General features: G+C 62.8%; 20 protein-coding genes. 7 read left to right on the top strand and 13 right to left on the bottom strand.

The genetic code is table 11. From position 1 onward, the window contains the following. Positions 1–21 precede the first annotated feature (21 nt). Complete coding sequence (locus tag FN060_RS05430; RefSeq protein ID WP_142587217.1) at positions 22–1,047, top strand: serine hydrolase domain-containing protein; 1,026 nt, start codon at positions 22–24, stop codon at positions 1,045–1,047. 405 nt (positions 1,048–1,452) lie between these two features. Here the strand turns inward: FN060_RS05430 and FN060_RS05425 are convergent, their stop codons facing one another. The 6 genes from FN060_RS05425 to FN060_RS05400 form a co-directional block, all read right to left on the bottom strand. Further along, positions 1,453–2,133, bottom strand: a complete 681-nt coding sequence (locus FN060_RS05425; RefSeq protein ID WP_142587216.1) for a spermidine synthase — start codon at positions 2,131–2,133, stop codon at positions 1,453–1,455. Between the two features lie 4 nt (positions 2,134–2,137). Next, entirely contained in the window at positions 2,138–3,124 is a 987-nt protein-coding gene (locus FN060_RS05420; protein ID WP_142587215.1) for a WD40 repeat domain-containing protein, read from the bottom strand. Beyond that, the gene (locus FN060_RS05415) at positions 3,124–4,242 is read right to left on the bottom strand and encodes a CobW family GTP-binding protein (RefSeq protein ID WP_142587214.1); all 1,119 of its coding nucleotides are present in this window, start codon (positions 4,240–4,242) and stop codon (positions 3,124–3,126) included. Before FN060_RS05415 ends, FN060_RS05420 begins: the two co-directional genes overlap by 1 nt. A 117-nt stretch (positions 4,243–4,359) precedes the next feature. Continuing rightward, positions 4,360–4,764, bottom strand: coding sequence for a type II toxin-antitoxin system VapC family toxin (locus FN060_RS05410; RefSeq protein WP_142587213.1), 405 nt, complete (start codon positions 4,762–4,764; stop codon positions 4,360–4,362). After that, positions 4,764–5,015 carry a type II toxin-antitoxin system VapB family antitoxin gene (locus tag FN060_RS05405; protein WP_052639408.1) on the bottom strand — a complete coding sequence of 84 codons (252 nt, stop codon included), beginning with the start codon at positions 5,013–5,015 and terminating at the stop codon, positions 4,764–4,766. The genes FN060_RS05410 and FN060_RS05405 overlap by 1 nt, the downstream gene beginning before the upstream one ends. Positions 5,016–5,071: 56 nt before the next feature. After that, positions 5,072–5,863, bottom strand: a complete 792-nt coding sequence (locus FN060_RS05400; protein WP_142587212.1) for a creatininase family protein — start codon at positions 5,861–5,863, stop codon at positions 5,072–5,074. 82 nt (positions 5,864–5,945) lie between these two features. Between FN060_RS05400 and FN060_RS05395 the strand changes: the two genes are divergently transcribed. The 3 genes from FN060_RS05395 to FN060_RS05385 all read left to right on the top strand — a co-directional run bounded on the left by FN060_RS05395 (position 5,946) and on the right by FN060_RS05385 (position 8,547). Beyond that, positions 5,946–6,440, top strand: a complete 495-nt coding sequence (locus tag FN060_RS05395; protein ID WP_183949900.1) for a MarR family winged helix-turn-helix transcriptional regulator — start codon at positions 5,946–5,948, stop codon at positions 6,438–6,440. 100 nt (positions 6,441–6,540) lie between these two features. After that, positions 6,541–7,563, top strand: coding sequence for a LacI family DNA-binding transcriptional regulator (locus FN060_RS05390; protein WP_052639404.1), 1,023 nt, complete (start codon positions 6,541–6,543; stop codon positions 7,561–7,563). A 21-nt stretch (positions 7,564–7,584) separates the two neighbouring features. Beyond that, on the top strand, positions 7,585–8,547 hold the full coding sequence (locus FN060_RS05385; protein WP_142587210.1) for a 2-hydroxyacid dehydrogenase: 963 nt from the start codon (positions 7,585–7,587) through the stop codon (positions 8,545–8,547). Positions 8,548–8,572: 25 nt separating this feature from the next. On the opposite strand, the gene FN060_RS05380 is transcribed toward FN060_RS05385, so the two are convergent. After that, positions 8,573–9,367, bottom strand: coding sequence for a gamma-glutamyl-gamma-aminobutyrate hydrolase family protein (locus tag FN060_RS05380; protein WP_077549717.1), 795 nt, complete (start codon positions 9,365–9,367; stop codon positions 8,573–8,575). Between the two features lie 286 nt (positions 9,368–9,653). Between FN060_RS05380 and FN060_RS05375 the strand changes: the two genes are divergently transcribed. Continuing rightward, the gene (locus tag FN060_RS05375) at positions 9,654–10,760 is read left to right on the top strand and encodes a TRAP transporter substrate-binding protein (RefSeq protein ID WP_142587209.1); all 1,107 of its coding nucleotides are present in this window, start codon (positions 9,654–9,656) and stop codon (positions 10,758–10,760) included. 131 nt (positions 10,761–10,891) lie between these two features. Here FN060_RS05375 and FN060_RS05370 read toward each other — a convergent pair whose 3' ends face one another. The 6 genes from FN060_RS05370 to FN060_RS05345 all read right to left on the bottom strand — a co-directional run bounded on the left by FN060_RS05370 (position 10,892) and on the right by FN060_RS05345 (position 17,683). Next, entirely contained in the window at positions 10,892–12,292 is a 1,401-nt protein-coding gene (locus FN060_RS05370; RefSeq protein WP_077549715.1) for an NAD(P)(+) transhydrogenase (Re/Si-specific) subunit beta, read from the bottom strand. A gap of 12 nt (positions 12,293–12,304) precedes the next feature. Further along, entirely contained in the window at positions 12,305–12,715 is a 411-nt protein-coding gene (locus FN060_RS05365) for an NAD(P) transhydrogenase subunit alpha part 2 (protein ID WP_052639394.1), read from the bottom strand. After that, positions 12,715–14,025: a Re/Si-specific NAD(P)(+) transhydrogenase subunit alpha gene (locus FN060_RS05360; RefSeq protein ID WP_142587208.1), complete on the bottom strand. Its 1,311-nt coding sequence runs from the start codon at positions 14,023–14,025 to the stop codon at positions 12,715–12,717. Before FN060_RS05360 ends, FN060_RS05365 begins: the two co-directional genes overlap by 1 nt. Before the next feature lie 76 nt (positions 14,026–14,101). Beyond that, a complete protein-coding gene (locus FN060_RS05355) occupies positions 14,102–14,326 on the bottom strand; it encodes an aa3-type cytochrome c oxidase subunit IV (RefSeq protein WP_142587207.1) in 225 nt (74 codons plus the stop codon). Positions 14,327–14,501: 175 nt separating this feature from the next. Then, complete coding sequence (locus FN060_RS05350) at positions 14,502–15,251, bottom strand: N-acyl amino acid synthase FeeM domain-containing protein (protein WP_142587206.1); 750 nt, start codon at positions 15,249–15,251, stop codon at positions 14,502–14,504. Positions 15,252–15,388: 137 nt separating this feature from the next. After that, positions 15,389–17,683, bottom strand: a complete 2,295-nt coding sequence (locus FN060_RS05345; protein WP_142587205.1) for a putative bifunctional diguanylate cyclase/phosphodiesterase — start codon at positions 17,681–17,683, stop codon at positions 15,389–15,391. Between the two features lie 373 nt (positions 17,684–18,056). Between FN060_RS05345 and FN060_RS05340 the strand changes: the two genes are divergently transcribed. Both FN060_RS05340 and FN060_RS05335 read left to right on the top strand, forming a co-directional pair. Then, a complete protein-coding gene (locus FN060_RS05340; protein ID WP_142587204.1) occupies positions 18,057–18,617 on the top strand; it encodes a TRAP transporter small permease subunit in 561 nt (186 codons plus the stop codon). Between the two features lie 2 nt (positions 18,618–18,619). Continuing rightward, positions 18,620–20,608 (top strand): TRAP transporter large permease, encoded by a 1,989-nt coding sequence (locus FN060_RS05335; RefSeq protein ID WP_142587203.1) that lies wholly within the window; start codon positions 18,620–18,622, stop codon positions 20,606–20,608. Positions 20,609–20,681 lie beyond the last annotated feature (73 nt).

The raw sequence follows: 20,681 nt of genomic DNA, 5'->3' as shown, positions 1-20,681 counted from the left end.
CGTCGCACTAAATTGGCGTTCATGATCACAAGACGCACCCTGATTTCTGCCATTCCCCTCGCTCTCACTGCCCCTCATGCTCTCGCCCAGGCTGTTCCGCAGACGCCGGAGCCCGGCGCATCCCTCGGCGCTGTCTTGGACGGGGCGAGAGGCCTGGAGCCGCTCAAGGTGGTGCTGGTTTCCCGGGAAGGAGAAATGCTCGCCGAACGCGCCTTCAACGGGCATTCAATCGACGAATCGACGAACATCAAGTCGGCCTCCAAGTCGATCATCTCCGCAATGGTCGGCGTCGCCATCGACAAGGGTCTGTTGCAGGGAACCGACCAGAAGATCGCGCCGATCCTCGAACGCGAGCTGCCGCGCGAGCCGGATCCACGCATGTCCGAGATCACCATCGGCAACCTTCTCTCCATGCAGGCGGGTCTCGCCCGCATGTCGGGACCCAACTACGGCCGCTGGGTGTCGAGCCGCAACTGGGTGCGGTTTGCCTTGTCGGAACCGTTCGACGGCGAGCCCGGCGGCTCTATGCTCTACTCCACCGCCTCCACCCATCTCCTCTCGGCCATCCTCACCCGCGTCGGGGAGAAGTCGACGCTGGCGCTGGCGCGCGAATGGTTCGAGCCGGTGGAAGGCTTCCGTATCGGCTCCTGGGAGCAGGATCCGCAGGGGATCTATCTCGGCGGCAACCAGATGGCGATGACCGCGCGGTCATTGCTGGCCTTCGGTGAAGTTTACTGCAACGGCGGCAAGGCAGAGGACGGCACGCGCATCATCTCCGAGGACTGGATAGAGCAGTCATGGATACCGCGGACCAATTCCCGCTTTTCCGGCGATGGCTACGGCTATGGCTGGTTCCTGCGCAGGATCGGCGGCGAGGAGATCAGGTTCGGCTGGGGCTATGGTGGGCAGATGCTCTATATCGTCCCGTCGCTCGGGCTCACGGTGGTGATGACGTCGGACGAGAATTCACCCTCGGCACGGACCGGCTATCGCGACGACCTGCACGCCCTCCTGGCGGAGATCATCGGTGCTGTTCGCTCCGCCTGACGGGAGCAATGTTGTTGCGCGGGCGAGAAATTGCGCTGGCGTTTCAAGGCCGCGATTCCGTCATTCTTCCCCGTCCATCCCCGCAGCCTTGCCTCGTCTTATCCTGAAGCAGTCATCGGGCAGGGACCGGGTTCGCGAACCGGTTGCCTCCCCCCGGGAAGCACCCGGTGCCCGGTGATGGTTGCAGACGGTGGCGGGCCGGCGTCAGGCCGGCCCCCACCCGAAGCTCCGGAAAGAGAACTGACACCTCTCCTCTGGATCTTTGGGAAGGCCGGAAGCAATCGGGCAGGCAGTCATGCCTGACACACCAATACCCTCGATGCCGATTGCCTGCCCATCCCCTGATCCCGTCGCGGAGTTCTCCGGCGCGGTTCTTCCTGCTGCCGGTCGGCAGGTGCAGAGGTTCTAGCGAGCCTGCTTCACGCCAAGCCAGATCATGTGCTTCGCCCCGCGTCCCTTGGTGCTGGCACGCGTCGGATTTTCCTCAACCGCGAATCCTGCCGACTGCATCCGGCGCGTGAAGCGGGAATCCGGGGCAGAAGACCAGATGGAAAGCACGCCACCCGGCCTCAGCGCAGATTTGGCCGCTCCCAGACCGCCTGCATCGTAGATGCGGTCGTTCTCGTCTCGCGTCAGCGCCTCCGGCCCGTTGTCGACATCGAGAAGGATGGCGTCAAAGACAGCCGTCTCGCGACGGATCAGCTCGCCGACATCCGCTTCCACGACCATGACGCGCGGATCGTCCAGGCACCCCTTGAACACCTCGGCCATCTCGTTCTTCGCCCAGCGGATCACCGCCGGCACGAGCTCTGCGACGACGACACGCGCATCCTGTGGAAGTTCCGCCAAGGCTGCACGGAGCGTAAAGCCCATTCCGAGGCCGCCGATCAGGATCACCGGCCGTTGGCGATCGCTGATCTTGCCGATGGAGAGACGCGCCAGCGCTTCTTCCGATCCGGAGAGCCGGCTGTTCATCAGTTCGTTGGTGCCGAGCATGATGGAGAACTCGGAGCCGCGCCGCTTGAGGCGCAGTTCCTCGCCTCCGCCGGGAACGGTTGCAGTGTCGATGAGGGTCCAAGGAATCACGGGCTCAGGCCGAGATGTCGATGACGCCGCAGTCACCGGCTTCCGAAGCGAAGGCGAGCAGCTTGCCCGTCGCGCTCCAGCTCAGGCCGGTGATGGCGCCCTTGCCCGGGCGACGCAACAGCGCCTCCTTGCCGTCGGCGATCCGCACGCCGAGGATCATGCCGTCGACGAAGCCGATCGCCAGGACCTCCTCCGCCGGATGGAATGCAACCTGGGTGACCATGATGTTGGCGCGCGTGCCAAGCTCCAGCGGCGCCTTGCCCATCGGACCGTCCTTGGCCGAGAACGGCCAGACGATCGCGGCGGGCGCGCCGGAGGAGGCCAGCCACTTGCCCTTCACCGACCAGGAGAGCGACTTCACCTTGGCCGGATACCCGGTCATGCGCATGTGGCGTGCGTCCCCGGGCTTGCCGTCGAGCTTCCAGCCGTGCAGGGCGTTTTCCTGCATGGTGGTGACGAGGAAACGGCCGTCAGGGGAGAAGGTCACGCCGGTGTGGGCACCCTTCCAGTCAAGGTCCACAGGCGCGCCATTGGTGCCGACCCAGTGCAGGGTCACGCCGTTGTACCGCGCCACGGCAATCCGTAGGCCCTTCGGGGCGAAGGCAACGCCTTCCACCGTGCGCTCTTCGGGAAATTCCCGCGTCGTGCCGTCCGAAAGGCGCACGAAGCTCGTGCGCCCATGCGCATAGGCGACGGCCCCCTGCGGCCCGCCGGCTACCACGTTGATCCACTTGCGCGGCGCTTCCGCCAGCTGCGTCACACTGCCGTCATGGGCGATGCGCAGGACCTTGCCGTCCTCGCCGCCGGTAAGGAGGGTGGCGCTGTAGGGGTCGCGGATGCAGGTGAGCAAGCCCTCATGCGCGTCTGTCACCTTCTCGCCGCCATCGAGGCGGTGGATGGTGCCGGCAGCTGAGGCGAAGAGAGGGACCTCGCCGAGGAAATGCGTAGCGACGAAATGGCCTTCGAGATCAAGCGGTGCGACGGTCGGCATCAGGCAGGCGTCGCCTCGCAGGCCCTGAAGCTCTTCTCGATCTTCTCGACGTCGAGGTCGCGGCCGATGAAGACGAGGCGGGATTCGCGCTTCTCGCCATCCTTCCAGGGACGCTGGTGGTCGCCCTCGACGATCATGTGAACACCCTGCACCACGTAGCGTTCCTCGTCGCCCTTGAAGGCAATGATGCCCTTGAGGCGCAGGATATTGGGACCATCGGTCTGGGTGATCTTCTGGATCCAGGGGAAGAAGCGGTCCGGGTTCATCTCGCCACCGCGCAACGAGATGGACTTCACCGTCACGTCGTGGATCGGGGAGGGGGCATGATGATGGTGATCGTGGCCATGGCCATGATCGTGATGATGGTGATGATCATGATCGTGGTGGTGATGGTCGTGGCCGTGATGATGACCGTGGTCATGGTCGCAATCCGGGCCGCAGACATGATCCTCGTGACCATGCTCCAGGAACTGCGGATCGTTCTCCAGCGCCCGCTCCAGGTTGAAGGCACCCTGGTTCAGGACTTTGGCGAGATCGACGCCGGAACGGCTCGTCTTGTAGATGCGTGCGCCGGGATTGATGGCCCGAACGACGTCCTCGATCTGCGCCAGCTCGTCCGGCGTCACGAGATCGGTCTTGTTGATGACCACGACATCGGCGAAGGCGATCTGGTCCTCGGCCTCGCGGCTGTCCTTCAGGCGGAGCGGCAGGTGCTTGGCGTCGACTAGAGCGACCACGGCATCAAGCTCGGTCTTGGCGCGCACGTCGTCGTCCATGAAGAAGGTCTGCGCAACCGGAACCGGGTCGGCAAGGCCGGTCGTCTCGACGATGATGCCGTCGAAGCGGCCGGGGCGGCGCATCAGGCCTTCCACGACGCGGATCAGGTCGCCGCGCACCGTGCAGCAGACGCAGCCGTTGTTCATCTCATAGATTTCCTCGTCGGATTCCACGATCAGGTCGTTGTCGATGCCGATCTCGCCGAACTCGTTGACGATGACCGCATACTTCTTGCCGTGGCTCTCGGAGAGGATGCGGTTCAGGAGCGTCGTCTTCCCGGCGCCGAGATAGCCGGTGAGAACGGTGACGGGAACGGGCTTGGCGATGGTCGTGTCGGTCATGGGAAACCTCGAAGGGTGAGCCGGCGCCGGGGCGGCGCGCAAAAGGTGTCGGCCTGATATAAGGGCAAGCCGGAAGCAGTTCAAAGGGTTTTGAATGTTATAAGGTGACAGCGGTTGTCACGGCTTGGTGTCGACGTCTGTCTCCCGCAGGAGACGGTCTGTGGTCAGGATAGGCTGCCCCATCACCTTCGCATGAGCGTAGTGGAAGCAATCGAAGTTGCTCAGATACCGACGGCCGATGCCGCGATCCTGCGCCACCGCGACGGCGTGATGCAAAATCTCCCGGGGCTGGCCTGTCTCCCTCAACTCAATATTGCGGTCGTCCAGCCACTCAAGCACGGCACCTTCCGCGTCGCGATAGCTACAGTCGAGCTGATCAGGACGCGAAAGGATGATGATCGCCTCCCAGGCAGCGAGTGCTGAGGTGAAAGGCGAAGCTGCGCCGAGTAAGGCCTCTTCATAGGCATCGGCCGTGTCTTCGCCTGCCATCAACGATATGATCGCGCAGGCGTCGACAAACATCAGTCAGATGCTAGTTCGTGGTCGAGTTCGTGGAACGCTTCGGCAGGAACAGGACGTCGGTTCGGCTTGAATGCGAGGCCGCGTCTAGCAAGTACGCGCCTTGCAGTCTCACGTGGGCTTTCGTTCTTTAGGCGGCTTGCGATGGTTTCCCGCAGCGCATTGACGACTGCGTCTGTGATCGTGGTGCCGTCAAGTTCCGCCAATTCGCGCGCCAGAGCATCCGCTTGCTTGTTACGGATATTGAGGGTCATCATGGCCTCCTGTGTAGCAGCAGCATAGCCATTTGTGTAGCTAGCTGCAATGCGAGCTATGACAGTTCCACCGCATCGAACGCCGCCACATCTTGCAGCAGTTCCATGATTCCCTTCACCGCATGGGCCAGGATGGCCTCGCCCTTTTCCGCGGTCGCGGCGGCGGCATTGCCGGCGACACCCGCCTTGTTGAGGTCCGACATCTTCCAGCCGAAGGCATGCGGGCCATAGGCGCGCAGGTGCCGGTAGCGGCTGGCGAATTCGCTCTGGCGGGATTGGAAGGCTTCGGCCCTCCCCATGTCCACCCGATCCGGATGGAGCGCCAGCATGACCGACGTCTCTATGTCACCGCCATGGATGTCGATCGCCTTTTCCTCAGGGCTGATCAGTCCTTCGGGTAGCCCGAAGCGTGTCCAACTCGTCGCGACAGCGAGCATGTTGAACCGGACACGGGCTTCGGTGGCGACGATGGTCATCAAAGGGGAATTGCCGCCATGGGCATTGAGCATCACCAACTTGCGGATGCCTTGTCGGTGCAGGTCCTCCGCAATCCCCAGCCAGCGCATCACCGCCTCGTCGAATGCCAGTGTCTTCGTCCCGGGCACATCCATGTGCTCGATGGAATAACCGACGGGTTCGATGGGAAGGAAGGTGACCGGAAGGCGAGGGGGCAGGGTGTTGATCAGCCGGTCGACGATCCCCGTTGCAATCAGCGTATCGGTTTCGAAGGGCAGGTGCGGTCCATGCTGTTCATGGGCGCCGAGCGGCAGGACGGCAATCCAATCGCTGCGGTCGACGGGCGACAGCGTCGGATCATTGTCCCTGAAATGCGGCCGTGGGTGAGGCATCTGGCGGTCCATCCCTCGTTTCGCTATGCATGGGACGAAGTCTATAGCCGTGCGAGCCTCAGCACGGAAGCAGGAAGGGCAGATGGCCAAGAAGAAGGACGGCAAGAAGGGCAAGGACGGCAAGAACGGCAAGAAGAAGGATCTCGAAGCCTTTGCTCCCGCCGATCTTGCGGTCGGCCTCACCCAGGCGGCCCGGTCCCTGCGCACCGTGCTCAGCCGCAGCCTTGCCGAAAGTGGCCTCTATGCGGGGCAGGATGGCGTGATCCTTGCACTCGCCGAGCAGGACGGCTTGACTGCCGGCCAGTTGGCCGCCCATCTCGGCGTCAAGGCCCCAACCATGACGCGCACCATCGGACGCATGGAGGCGCAGGGTTTCGTCATGCGTAGCGAGGACGGCGAAGACGGACGCCTGACAAAAGTATTCCTCACCGAGAGCGGCAGAGCGAGCGTGACACGGATCGAGCAAAGCGTGGCGGCCTGTGGGGAGCTAGCCTTGAAGGATTTCTCCGGCAAGGAGATCCGGACACTGATGCGGCTCCTGCGCGCCCTGGACAACAATCTCCATTCGCCTGAATAACCTGTTCGCTGGGCCTTTCCGGGCAGTTGCGATTTCCCATTTAATTATTTAAAGGATTTTAAATCCGGCCGCAGCCGGTGCTTGCCTGGCCGGAGGGGACGTGGCGCAAAAGATCAAGCTGTCGACGATTGCCGAAAGCCTCGGCCTGTCCACCGCAACCATTTCGCTCGCCTTGCGCGACAGTCCGCTGGTTGCAGCTGATACCCGGGAGAAGATCAAGGAGCAGGCGCGCGCGCTGGGCTATATCTACAATCGGCGCGCGGCGAGCCTCAGGACCTCCCGCTCCGGCATTGTCGGCGTCGTTGTACACGACATCATGAACCCCTTCTACGGGGAAATCCTGAAGGCGATCGAAAGCGAGCTCGACCGCAGCGGCCAGACCTTCATCCTGTCCAATCATTACGATTCCGTCGAGAAGCAGCGGACCTTCATCGAAACACTGCTGCAGCTCGGTGGCGATGGGGTCATCATGTCTCCGGCGATCGGCACTCCGATTGAGGACGTCAAGCTCGCCGAGGCCAATGGCATGCCGGCCATTCTGGTTGCCCGGTCCATGGAGGGCGTCAACCTGCCCATGTATCGCGGCGACGACAGCTACGGCATCTCGCTCGCTACCAACCATCTGATCGGGCTCGGCCACCGGGTCATCGCGATGATCGGCGGTACGGATCAGACCTCGACCGGGCGCGACCGCTACCAGGGCTATGTCAACGCGCTGCGCAAGGCAGGCATCGAGGTGGACCCGAACCTTCGCATTCCGGGCCCCCGGTCCAAGCAGGGTGGGTTCGAGGCGGCCGTGCATTTCCTGTCGCTGCCGCAGAAGCCGACTGCTGCCGTCTGCTGGAACGATCTCGTCGCAATCGGCCTGATGAATGGGATCGCCCGGGCCGGCCTTGTCCCCGGCCAGGACATCTCGGTCACCGGCTACGACGACCTCGAGGAAGCCTCGATCGCAACACCGGCCCTGACAACCGTCTGGAACGGCCAGAGCGAGGTCGGCCGGCTTGCCGCGCGCGCGCTACTTGACCGCCTTGCCGGGAGCCACGAGCCGGACGGCATCCATCTCATCAAGCCGGAGATGCGCATCCGCCAGTCAACCGGCATCTACCGACCCCGCAGCTGAATTCGAAGGAGGAGAGACAGCATGTCCGACCAACCCGTAGCCATACTCGTGCCCGGCCGCATCCACCCGCGGGTGCTCGAACGGCTGATGGAGACCTTTGAGATCGTCGCCGTCCCGATGGGCCCCCCGCACGATATCGATCCCGGCCTTCGCGACAGGATCAGGGGCGTTGCCATCTCGGGCGTCCTGGACAACGGCTGGATCGACAGGTTGCCCAACTTGGAGATCGTCTCCAACTTCGGCGTCGGCTACGATGGGGTCGATACGGCAAAGGCGTTGCAGCACGACATCATCGTCACGCATACGCCCGACGTGCTGAACGACGAGGTCGCCGATACGACCATCGCACTGCTCCTCAACACGCTTCGGGAATATCCACGGGCCGAAAATTATCTGCGCGAGGGGCGCTGGAAGAGCGAAGGGCCCTATCCGCTGACACCGCTTTCGCTGCGCGGCCGCCACGTCGGGATCCTCGGTCTCGGCCGCATCGGCATCGAGATCGCAAGGCGGCTCGAGCCGTTCAAGGTTCGGATCGGCTACCATACCCGCACCCGCAGGGACGGGCTCCCCTATACCTACTATCCATCGCTGAAGGCGATGGCCGAGGAGGTGGACACGCTCATCTCGATCGTGCCCGGCACGGCTGCGACCCATAAGATATTCACCTCGGAGATCTTCGCGGCCCTTGGGCCGAACGGTGTCTTCATCAATGTCGGTCGCGGTACGAGCGTAGACGAGGAGGCGCTGGCCGAGGCTCTGCGCAGCCGCACCATCGCCGCAGCGGGACTGGACGTCTTCTATGATGAGCCGAACGTCCCGCAGGCGCTCCTCGACCTTCCGAATGTCAGCCTCTTGCCGCACGTGGCCTCTGCGTCGGTGCCGACGCGCAATGCCATGGCCGACCTGGTGGTGGACAATCTCATCGGCTGGTTCCGCGAGAAGAAGGTGATCACGCCGGTTCCGGAAACGCCGGTAAAGGCCTGAACAACCCTCGTTGCTGCCGGTTGGCTCAGCCGGCAGCAGCGGCCAGCTTCGCGGGCCGTGTGCCGGCTCCACGAACGGCGGCGTAGTCCCTCACTGCGTCGCCGAAGGCTTTGAACAAGGCGCGCGAGGGGGCATCCGTCTCGGCCCAATATTCCGGATGCCACTGGACGCCGACGGCAAAGCCCTTCGCATCGATCACCGAAACTGCCTCGATCGTCCCGTCTTCAGCCGTTGCCTCGACCGCCAGCCGGGGCGCAGTCTCGGCGATCGCCTGGCGGTGCAGCGAGTTGATCTGCACCTCGCCGGAGAGGCCGAGGTGGCGGGCGATGCAAGTGCCTTCCCGAACGAAGACAGGCTGGCGGATCGCGTACATGTGATCGCGCTCGGGCACGTTCGGCTTGCGGTGGTCCCACATTCCAGGCTGGTCGTGTATCTCGCTCGCAAGCGTCCCGCCCAGCGCAACGTTCAGTTCCTGGAGCCCGCGGCAGATCGCAAGCATGGGAATACCGCGCTCGATGGCGCGCCGGATGAGAGGCAGCGAGGTGGAATCCCGCGCAATGTCGAAAGGCCCATCCGCTTCCGTCGCTTCTCGACCGTAGAGCGAGGGATGGACATTGGTGGCGGAGCCGGAAACGAGAAGTCCGTCGACCCGGTCGAGGATGGCATCGGTGTCATTGCCTTCCTCGAAGGCGGGAATGATGAAGGTCATCACGTCCGCCACCTTGAGGGCCGCCTTCACGTACTGGTTCGGAGTGGCGTGCCAGACTGTACCCTCAAATTCGCGAATATCTGCGGGTAGGGCGACGATCGGTTTGGGCATCTGAAGTCTCCGAGACGAAACCGATTTCTGGCGCCGGATCATCCTTGCTGTCAAGCGGTTCCCGCGGCTCCTGTCGCCCATAGTTTGGGCAGCGTTCTTGGCGGTGTGTGAAACCTGCGGAGAAATTGCGCAGGTCTCGGATTCTGTTAGTAAAAGAACATCCGAGACCAAGGGATAATGCCGGATATGCTTGCACGCGCGAGGGGGACATGGTTACCTCCGCGGCGGACCGGGGGAGGGCAAGAAGACCGTCCCCTGCGGTTTTTGTTTTGTTGGGAGGTAATACATGGATCGTCGTTCATTCTTCAAGAAGGCGGCAGTAACCGGCGCCGGTGCAGCCGCCGCCACGACGCTGGCGGCTCCGGCCATCGCTCAGGAAAATCCGAAGATCACCTGGCGTCTGACGTCTTCGTTTCCGAAGTCGCTCGACACCATCTATGGCGGTGCTGAAGACATCGCACGCCGCGTCTCGGAAGCCACGGGCGGCAACTTCACCATCCAGCCCTTCGCGGCCGGTGAAATCGTTCCCGGCCTCCAGGCAGCTGACGCCGTTAGCGCCGGCACGGTCGAAATGTGCCACACCTGCTCCTACTACTATGTCGGCAAGGACCCGACCTTCGCGATCGGAACGGCCATCCCCTTCGGCCTCAACGCCCGTCTGACCAATTCCTGGTTCTACGAAGGCAACGGCAACAAGCTTCTCAACGAATTCTACGCCACTCATGGCCTCTACGGCATGATCTCCGGCAATACCGGCGCCCAGATGGGTGGCTGGTTCCGCAAGGAGATCAACACGGTCGACGACTTCAAGGGCGTCAAGATGCGCATCGCCGGTCTTGCCGGCAAGGTGGTCGAGAAGCTCGGCGTCGTGCCGCAGCAGATCGCCGGCGGCGACATCTATCCCGCTCTGGAGAAGGGCACGATCGACGCAGCCGAGTGGGTCGGTCCTTACGACGACCAGAAGCTCGGCTTCTACAAGGTCGCCAAGTACTACTACTATCCCGCATTCTGGGAAGGCGGCCCGGTCATCCACTCCTTCGTCAACCTGGAGCAGTGGAACAACCTGCCGAAGCACTACCAGGCCGCGCTGACCGATGCCTGCGCCTATGCCAACACCAGCATGATGGCGAAGTACGACGCCAAGAACCCGGCCGCCGTGAAGCAGCTCGTTGCCGACGGCACGATCCTGCGTCCGTTCAGCCAGGAGATCCTCGAGGCCTGCTTCAACGCCGCGCAGGAAGTCTATGCCGAGCTCACGGCTTCCAACGAGTGGTTCAAGAAGATCTACGAAGACCAGGTCGCCTTCAAGAAGGAAGGCTATCTGTGGATGCAGCTGTCGGAATACACGTTCGACACCTTCATGATGATCCAGCAGCGTAACGGCAAGCTCTAAGCTTTAGTCGACTACGGTAGCACCGAGGCCCGGATCTCAGGATCCGGGCCTTTTCTGTTGCAGCCCTCTGGACAGGTCAAAAAGAAAGCCCGGCTTCTCGCCGGGCTTGGGATTCGGGCAGATTGACCCGTCTAGTGCTTCATCGCCTTGACGATGTCCTCGGTCATCTTCTTGGCGTCGCCGAGCAGCATCATCGTGCCGTCCTTGTAGAACAGCGTGTTGTCGATGCCGGCATAGCCGGAGCCGAGCGAGCGCTTGACGAAGAGGCAGGTCTTGGCCTTGTCGACGTCGAGGATCGGCATCCCGTAGATCGGCGAGGTCTTGTCGTCGCGCGCCGCCGGATTGGTGACGTCATTGGCGCCGATCACATAAGCGACGTCCGCCTGCGCGAACTCCGCATTGATGTCCTCCAACTCAAAGACCTCGTCATAGGGCACGTTGGCTTCGGCGAGTAGCACGTTCATGTGTCCGGGCATGCGGCCGGCGACAGGATGAATGGCGTACTTCACCTCGACGCCGTGCTCCTTCAGCGTATCGGCAAGCTCGCGCAGCGCATGCTGCGCCTGGGCGACGGCCATGCCATATCCTGGCACGATGATCACCTTCTCGGCGTTCTGCATCAGGAAGGCTGCGTCGTCGGCGGAACCCTGCTTCACGGTCCGCTGGATCCCGTCGTCGGCACCCGCTGCAGCCGTTTCACCGCCGAAGCCGCCGAGGATGACGGAAATGAAGGAGCGGTTCATCCCCTTGCACATGATGTAGGAGAGGATCGCACCCGAGGAGCCGACCAGTGCGCCGGTGATGATCAGCGCCAGGTTCCCGAGCGTGAAGCCGATGCCGGCTGCGGCCCATCCCGAATAGGAGTTCAGCATTGACACGACGACCGGCATGTCGGCGCCCCCGATCGGGACGATGAGCAACACGCCAAGCGCCAGCGACAGGATGACGATCAGCCAGAACTGCGTATGGCTCTCCGTCTGTGTCAGCGCGACGATCAAGACGATGATCGCCACCAGCAGGCCGATGTTGATCAGGTGCCGGAAGGGCAGGAGGATCGGCTTGCCGGACATGCGTCCGTCGAGCTTGAGGTAGGCGATGACCGAACCGGTGAAGGTGATCGCGCCGATCGCGGCGCCGAGTGCCATCTCGACGAGCGCCTGCCCGTGGATCGTGCCGACATCGCCGATCCCGAAGGAGACCGGGTCATAGAGGGCGGCGGCAGCAACCATGACGGCGGCGAAGCCGACCAGCGAATGGAAACCTGCCACAAGCTGGGGCATGGCCGTCATCGGAATGGTACGAGCGATATAGGCGCCGGCACCGCCGCCGATGGCGAGCGCCAGCACGATCAGTACAAGCCCGCCGAAGTCCGGCGTCGCAAGCAGAAGCGTCGTGCCGATGGCAATGCCCATGCCGACCATGCCGTAGACATTGCCCTGGCGGCTGGTCGTCGGATGCGACAGGCCGCGGAGCGCCATGATGAACAGCACGCCGGAGACGAGGTAGAGGAAGGCTGCAAGGTTCTGTGACATTGTTCAGGACCCTCAGCGATCTTTTTTCTTGTACATGGCGAGCATCCGGCTGGTGACCAGAAAGCCGCCGAAGATGTTCACCGAGACAAGCACCAGTGCCACGAAGCCGAAGCCGGTGGCATAGCCGCTGGCGGAGATGCCGACAGCGAGGAGTGCCCCGACCACGATCACCGAGGAAATGGCATTGGTGACGGCCATCAGCGGGGTGTGCAGCGCCGGCGTCACCGACCAGACGACGTAATAGCCGACGAAGATGGACAGCACGAAGATCGCCAGCCGGAACACGAAGGGGTCGATCGCGCCGCCTGACACTCCGTGTGCTGCCTGGGCGACAGCTTCGGGAGCCTGTTCGGCCGCAACTCTCACAGCCTCGACGGCATGTTCGAGCCGATCAAGAGCCGAATTCATCACTTCGCTCGCCATCAAAGCCCCTCCTTCTTGTCAGGCGTTGCTGCTTCGGTCTTCTTGCGCGTTCGCTTGGGCTTGTCCGGCGAGGTCTCGCCCGAGACGGGAGATGCAGTCCTAGCCGGTTTGCGCGCGGGTGCCGCAGCAGCGGTTGTCGTCGTCTCGGCTACTGATGCCGTGGAGGGTGCAAACGATGCTGCCGCCTCGGCAAAATTCGGATGCACCACCTGGCCTCCATGGGTCAGCATGGTGGCCTTCACCAGTTCATCGTCCGGATTGACGGCAAATTCCTTGGTCTCCTTCGAAACCATGGTCTCCAGGAAGGCGAAGAGGTTCTTCGCGTAGAGCGCCGAAGCAGAGGCCGCAACGCGGCCCGCCACGTTGGCGTAGCCGATGACCTTGACGCCTTCGACCGTGGCGATCGAACCCTTGACGGAGCCCTCGATATTGCCGCCCCGCTCGACGGCGAGGTCGACCGCGACCGAGCCGGCCTTCATCGAGGCGAGCATGGCACGGGTGACGAGGCGCGGCGCCGGCCGGCCGGGAATGAGCGCGGTGGTGATGACGATGTCCTGCTTGGCGATGTGCTCGGTGACGAGCGCCGCCTGCTTCGCCTGGTAGGCTTCCGACATCTGCTTGGCATAGCCGCCGGCCGTTTCCGCGGCCTTGAACTCCTCGTCCTCGACGGCGATGAACTTGGCGCCGAGCGAGGCGACCTGTTCCTTGGCGGCCGGACGCACGTCGGTGGCGGAGACCACGGCACCCAGCCGGCGGGCGGTGGCGATCGCCTGCAGACCGGCGACGCCGGCGCCCATGACGAAGACCTTGGCGGCCGGAACCGTACCAGCGGCGGTCATCATCATCGGCAGGGCGCGGCCGTATTCATGCGCCGCATCGATGACGGCACGGTAGCCGGCAAGGTTCGCCTGGGAAGAGAGAATGTCCATGGACTGCGCGCGAGTGATGCGCGGCATCAGCTCCATGGCGAACGCCGTGATGCCGGCGCGCGCCATTTCCGCCAGGGCCGCCTCGTTGCCATAGGGGTCCATGCCGGCGAAGACGGCGGTGCCGGGCCTGTATCCGCTGATCTCGGCCGATCCCGGACGGTTGACCTTGAGGATCACGTCCGCGGTGGCGGCGTCCGAAGCCGAGCCGATGCGCGCGCCAGCCGCCTCGAAATCAGCGTCGAGAATACCGGATGCCGTCCCGGCGCCCGCCTCGACCACGATGGAAAAGCCCATCGCCGAGAGGCGCTTCACCGTTTCCGGCGAGGCCGCCACCCGTTCCTCACCTGCCCCTTCGCGGGGTACGAAAATCACCTTTGCCACGATTTGCCCTCCCAGATTCGTGTGCTGGACAGGCATGAATGTCATGCCGGTCCTTCCGATCATTTCGGTCGAGGGATCAGTGAAGCAGGTAGAAGCCGGCGGCGGTGAGGACGAGGAAGACGATGAGCGCGCCGAAGAAGCCGGCCCCGCCGAAGAACCCGGCCGCCATGGCGATCAGGAGGACGACCATGACCATGGTTCCCCACTTCGTCAGCGCGAGGAACATGTTGTAGGTCTTCTCGTGCTCCGGGTAATCCATGGAAGCACCCGTCTCGACTGGAGCGCTGTTGTGATTGTCCATTCGTCGTCTCCCTGATGCGGCCGCTCCGACCACCTTCTCGGCGCGGCCGTTGAAACCTGTCCGACCGGCCACGAGCGAAATGATCGGGGCCGATTTTGTTGGATTCTGGCCTTACACAAAGCCGCCACAAAGCGCAATGGCACCTTCTGGCGCAGGCAGTCACGCTCCCGATGTTTCAGCTCGCGAGCGGCATGGAATGCTGCCGGGCCAGTCGTGCCGTCGGCAGGATCGTCAGCGGCGCCATGCCGCTGAGCGGCGATCGGTCGAACATCAGACGGCGTTCGTAGGGCTGGGATTCGTAGATCGGGAAGCGGCTCAAGAGCTTCGGCCCGATCTCGCGGGTGCGTGACGCAAGAAGCGTCAGATCGAAACCATATATGCTGGCGAAGGTCGGGGGTACGACGGTATCGGCATAGAAATAGCGGCGGTAGAAGGCGGAATGGGCGGGACGGATATGCTGCAGCATGCGGTCCGCATTGAAGTAGATCGCCGCCATGATCGTCGGCCTGACCGTCAGGAAAGGCAGGGCCGAGCGCTCGCCGTCCAGTTCGGGATCAATGGCGAGCCTTGCCGGGTCGATCAGCGTCATGCCGGCATCGAGGAAGGCATTCACTGCGTCGGGAAAGACGCCGGCCGACTGGCTGATCCGGTGGGTCGGGGTCACATGGTGCACCCTTATGGTGCTAACCAGTTCCTCATATAGATAGACCCCGAAGACGTAGGCGTGGTCGTCGAAATCGACCTCGTCGAGCATGCTGCTCGCGGAGAGCGGCAGGACGCCTCGCTCCTGATAGGACTTGTAGCGAAGCCGGGCAATGTCTTCGAAATCCTCCTGGCTTTCGATGCGGCGATACTCGACGGCGTCCAGGATCGAAAGAAGCTTGGTGGAAAATTCCTTGGTGGTAACGGTACTATTATTGAGCATCTGCGGCAATCTCCTCAGAGTTAACGAGAAGTTAACCCGAGATTGTCCGCTTCGGATGTGCTGCCACCCCGATCGGGCGGTATTTCGACGATTATGGTTAAGACCGAAGGGCGCGCGGCGCCTCCGTTCCGAGGCCGCTATATCACTGGCTTTAGGCGCTTGCGCGATGCCTTGACGGCCACAGGCTGACCGCTTGCACGGAGCATCCTGCTCGCGGCCTCGGCATCAACGGGTGGCGCAAAGACGTAGCCCTGGATCAGATCCGCGAAGCGGTTCTCCTTGATGAGTTGAAGCTGTTCCTGCGTCTCCACGCCCTCAATCACGATCCTCAATGCGAGATCGCGCGACAGTTGCGCAATTCCCTTCAGCAACTTCAACTGGCGCGGATCATGGTTGATGTCCCGGATGAACGCCCGGTCGACCTTGACGATGTCGAGCGGCAGGGAAGTCAGATAGCTGAGACTCGAAAAACCGGTGCCGAAGTCATCAATCGCGATCGTCACACCCTTCTCCCGCAACTGATGCAGGACCTTGCTTACCGCGGCGGGGTCATCGATGAAGCAGCTTTCTGTCAACTCCACGTGCAGGCGCCAGGGGGGCAGGCCGGTGCGCGCAAGAATATCGAGTATGTCGCCGAAGATGTCCGGATTCAGTAGGTCGTGGGCGGACAGGTTCACGGAAAGCGCCGTCGGGTGCTCCCAGCCGGCGCAATCGCGGCTGGCCCGTTCCAGCACGAAGCGTGTGATGCTGGAGATGATGCCCATCTCCTCTGCCATCGGAATGAAGACGTTGGGCGCGATCATGCCTTTTTCAGGATGCTTCCAGCGAACGAGTGCCTCCATGCATTCGATCCGGCTGCCGTCGACCGTGTACATGGGCTGGTAGACAACCTGGAGCGCCTCGTCCTCGACCGCCTGTCGCAACGCAGCCCGCAGCTTCTGCTCCTCGACATAGCGAGCATCCATTTCGGGTCGGAAGAAGGAGAGGGAGCCCTTGCCCTTCACCTGCGCATCGCTGAGCGCGAGATCGGCCTTGATCAGCCAGGTCTCTATATCGAATTCGTCGGCTCGACCGACGATGGCACCGCCATTGACACAAATTTCGATCCGGAAGTCAGGGAGATCATAGGCTCGCTGGATTTCCTCATGCGCCTTCTGGACGTGTGCCTCCAGTTGGGGGCGGTCCTCGGCCATCACGAAGAGGGTGAATTCGTCGCCCACCAGGCGCCCTGTGAGCAGGTCGGGCCCAGCCTGGGCAGACAGCCTCGATGCGACGGCTGCTAGTAGCCGGTCACCGACCACATGGCCCCGCAGGTCGTTGACGTGCTTGAAGGCTTCGAGATCGAGCACGACAAGGGCGGCAAGGCTGTCAGACGGGCGCCGATTGAGCTCGGCCGTTGCCATTGCGGCAAAATGAGACCGGTTGGCCAGCCCCGTCAGTGTATCGAACTGCACCATGTGCAGGATCTTCGCGTCCGCCTCGACGCGAGCACTGACGTCCTCGAAGATCAGCACGATCCCGCCATCCTCGCGCCGGCTGGCGGAGAATTCCACATGCAGCCCTTTCTTGAGCTGGAAAAGGGTGCGGTCCACGTCGCCGCTCAACAAATGCCGTAGTTCAGAGACGGCCCTCGTGCGGTGATAGCCATTATGGGCTTCCAGCACACCAACCAGCGGAAGCCCGCGAATCTCGGAAGCGTCCGGCAGCCCGAGCAGGTCGGAGGCGCGGCGGTTGACGACTTCGATGCGGCCTTCGCTGTCGAGCATGACGAGTCCGTGGGCTATCGTCGTCAGCGCCAGATCAAGCTGGTTGGCGATAAGGCGAATCTTTCGGGCCGCCAGGACATTCTTGTAGAGAAACTCGCGTACGCCATTGGCCATGGAGCGGGTCGTCAGGCCGAAGGGGATAAGCAGTAGTGACATCATTGCAAGATGCGTGTCGCCGCTGGCGACGCAGGCGATGATGATGGGGACGCAACAGCCGAGCGTCTGGAAGTCTACCGCATAGCGCGAGCCGTAATTGCGGCCTACGATGGACATCATCGATCCCATCGTCATTGCGATGCAGGTAAAGGCGACGAAGCTGTCCTTGAGGACGAGCATGGCGTGGCCGCTCGTCGTTCCCAGAAGGAGAGCCGTCATGGTGGCGCCCACGACGTAGCGCCGCTCCCAGCGAGCGATCTGCTTGTCCGTAAGCGAGGTCTTGTCGACCTTGTCGAAACTCAGGAAGTCGAAGAAGCGAAAGGCGAAGACGAGCGGGAAGCCGCCCGCCGCATAAAGATAGAACTGGGATCCTGTATAGCTGAAGACGATAGCGCACCAAACGACGTGGACCACCACACCGGTTATCAATGTGCCACGATTTTCAAACAGCGAGCTCACGAAGGACAGGTAGACGTCCGTCGGCAGCGTCGTTGCGTCTTGCGCTTTCATGGGTTGCCCCTCGTCTCGGCCCAACCCTGCCTGAGACAGCTTAATTTCATCCGAATCGGCACCCCTTCCCCCATGAACCTGAGGGGTTGTTTGTTTTCTGCTTAACAGAAGTCAAAGAAAGCCCCGCAGGAATTCGCACTCCATCTTCACAGATTTCCGAACGGTGGCAAGCGGATCACTGTCCCGAGACGATTCGACCATTTCCAGCGGACAGACTGTCGCGGTTGGGCCGCAGAAGCCTTGAGAACCAGCGCATCGCGCGCCTAGCCAATTGATTTTTGCGGCTCCAGCCAATACAGGTCGCGCACTAACAACGGGACCCGGCAATCGCCCAGACCGGTGGCGATGCCGCAAGGTTCGACAGGAGGGGAAAATGTCTGCGCTGCTCGCACTCAGTCGCGCGATTGATGCCGTCACCACGGTGATCGGGAAATCTGTATCATGGCTGCTGCTCGCAGCCGTTCTGATCAGTACCGGTAATGCCATCCTGCGCAAGGCGCTCGACATGTCGTCGAACGCATGGCTGGAAGTGCAGTGGTACCTGTTCGGCACCGTCTTCATGCTGGCCGCGGCCTATGCGCTGCTGAAGAACGAGCATGTCCGCATCGACATCGTCTCGTCCATGTGGAGCAAGCGGACGCGCGACATCATCGACCTCGTGCTGCACATCATCTTCCTCGTGCCGTTCGCCGGGCTGATGGCTTATCTTGCCTGGCCCTGGTTCTGGCTTTCGTTCAACTCCGGCGAGATTTCGTCGAATGCCGGGGGGCTCACCATCTGGCCCGCCAAGCTGGTGGTGCTGCTGGGCTTCCTGCTGCTCCTGCTGCAGGCCTTCTCCGAGATCATCAAGCGCTACGCCGTCATCACCGGTCGGATTGTAGATCCACGTCATGATACGGCCGGCGAAATGCCGACTGCCGCGACGGAGGTCTGAGCGTGATCGACTTCATTGCCCACAATCTGCCGCTGGTGATGTTCTCCAGCGTCATGCTGATGCTGCTGCTCGGCTATCCAGTGGCCTTCACGCTCGCCGCCGGCGGCCTGATCTACTTCGTGATCGGCGTCGAACTGTCAGCGATTTCGCCGGAAATCCGGCTGTTCTGGCCGCTGCTGCAGTCGCATCCCGAACGCATCTACGGCATCATGTACAACGATACGCTTCTGGCGATCCCCTTCTTCACCTTCATGGGGATCATTCTGGAGCGGTCGCGCATGGCGGAAGACCTGCTCGACACGATCGGCCAGCTGTTCGGCCCGATCCGCGGTGGCCTGGCCTATGCCGTCATCCTCGTCGGCGCGCTTCTCGGCGCCACGACCGGCGTCGTCGCCGCATCCGTCATGGCCATGGGCCTGATCTCGCTGCCGATCATGATGCGCTATGGCTACAACAGGCCGCTCGTCTCCGGCACGATCGCCGCCTCCGGCACGCTGGCGCAGATCGTCCCGCCGTCGCTCGTCCTGATCGTCATGGCCGACCAGCTCGGTCGCTCGGTCGGCGACATGTATGTCGGCGCGCTCTATCCGGCACTGCTGATCGTCGGTGCCTACTGCCTCTACATCTTCGCAGTCTCGATGGTGAAGCCGGAATGGGCACCAGCGTTGCCCATGGAGGCCCGCACGCTTGGCTCCGGCGTGACCTCGCTGGTCGTCATGCTGGTGATCGCCATCGCCCTCTATTATCTCGGCATGTACGTCCTGTTCACCGGCATCCAGTCGCCGGAGTGGCAGCTGGTTGCGGCGATGACCTTTGCCGTTGCCGTGGTTTATGTCGTGGCATTGGTCAACAGCCGCGTCGAGAAGAAGCTCATCTCGCGCTTGGCCGAGCAGGTCATCATCGTGCTCATCCCGCCGCTGGCGCTGATCTTTCTGGTGCTAGGCACGATCTTCCTCGGCATCGCCACTCCGACCGAAGGCGGCGCGATGGGCGCCACCGGCGCACTGCTTCTCGCTCTCGCCAAGGGGCGCCTGAGCTTCGGAACGATCAAGAATGCACTGGACGCCACGACGAAGCTGTCAGCCTTCGTGATGATGATCCTGATCGGTGCGCGCGTCTTCGGCCTGACCTTCTACGGCATCAACGGCAATGTCTGGATCGAGGAACTGCTGCTGGCACTGCCCGGGGGCGAGTACGGCTTCCTGATCGTGGTGACGATCATCGTCTTCATCCTCGGATGCTTCCTCGACTTCTTCGAGATCGCCTTCATCATGGTGCCGCTGCTGGCGCCCGTGGCAGAGGCGCACGGGATCGATCTCGTGTGGTTCGGGATCATTCTCGGCATCAACCTGCAGACTTCGTTCCTGACGCCGCCCTTCGGCTTCTCGCTGTTCTTCCTGCGATCCATCGCGCCGGCTGCACCTTGGCTCGACAAGGTAACGGGCAAGACCATGCCAGCCATGAAGACGACGGAAATCTACAAGGGTGTCTTCCCCTATATCGTCATCCAATTCGTGATGATCCTCGTGGTGATCTTCTTCCCCGGGCTGGTGATGCACTACAAGACCGATCATCCGAGCGCCGATCCCACCGATATCCAGATCGAGATCCCCGGCTTCGGCGGCCAGGGTGGCGGGCTCGGCCTGCCGCCGCTGGGCGGCCAGGGAGGCGGAGGAGATGGCGGAGCGGGTGCGCCGCCTGCCATGGGCCTTCCGCCCCTCAATCTCGGCGAGCCGCCTGCCTCGGGAGCCCAGCCCGCGGCGCCGCCGGCCTTCGGCCTGCCGCCACTCAACCTGGGTGGGGAGCAGCCGCCATCGGCGCCGCAGCCTGCGGCACCGTCAGAGCCCGGGGCTCCTGCCGCTCCGCCGGCCTTCGGACTGCCGCCGCTCCAGGGACTGCCGGGGCAACAGGTCCCGCAGGCACCGGTCCAACAGCCGGCACAGCCACCCGTGCAGCCGGACCTGAGCCAGCCGCCACCGATCAATCAGTAGGTACCAAGCAAAAGCCCCGGCACGTCCGGGGCTTTCTCCTCGCTCCTGATCAGTCCGGTGCAGTGTCAGGCAG

Origin of the sequence: Pseudorhizobium halotolerans, assembly GCF_902153235.2 — a bacterium.
Taxonomy (GTDB): Bacteria; Pseudomonadota; Alphaproteobacteria; order Rhizobiales; family Rhizobiaceae; genus Neorhizobium; species Neorhizobium flavum.
The sequence above is the reverse complement of the archived record's forward strand: the minus strand, read 5'-3'. Positions and strand labels throughout refer to the sequence as shown.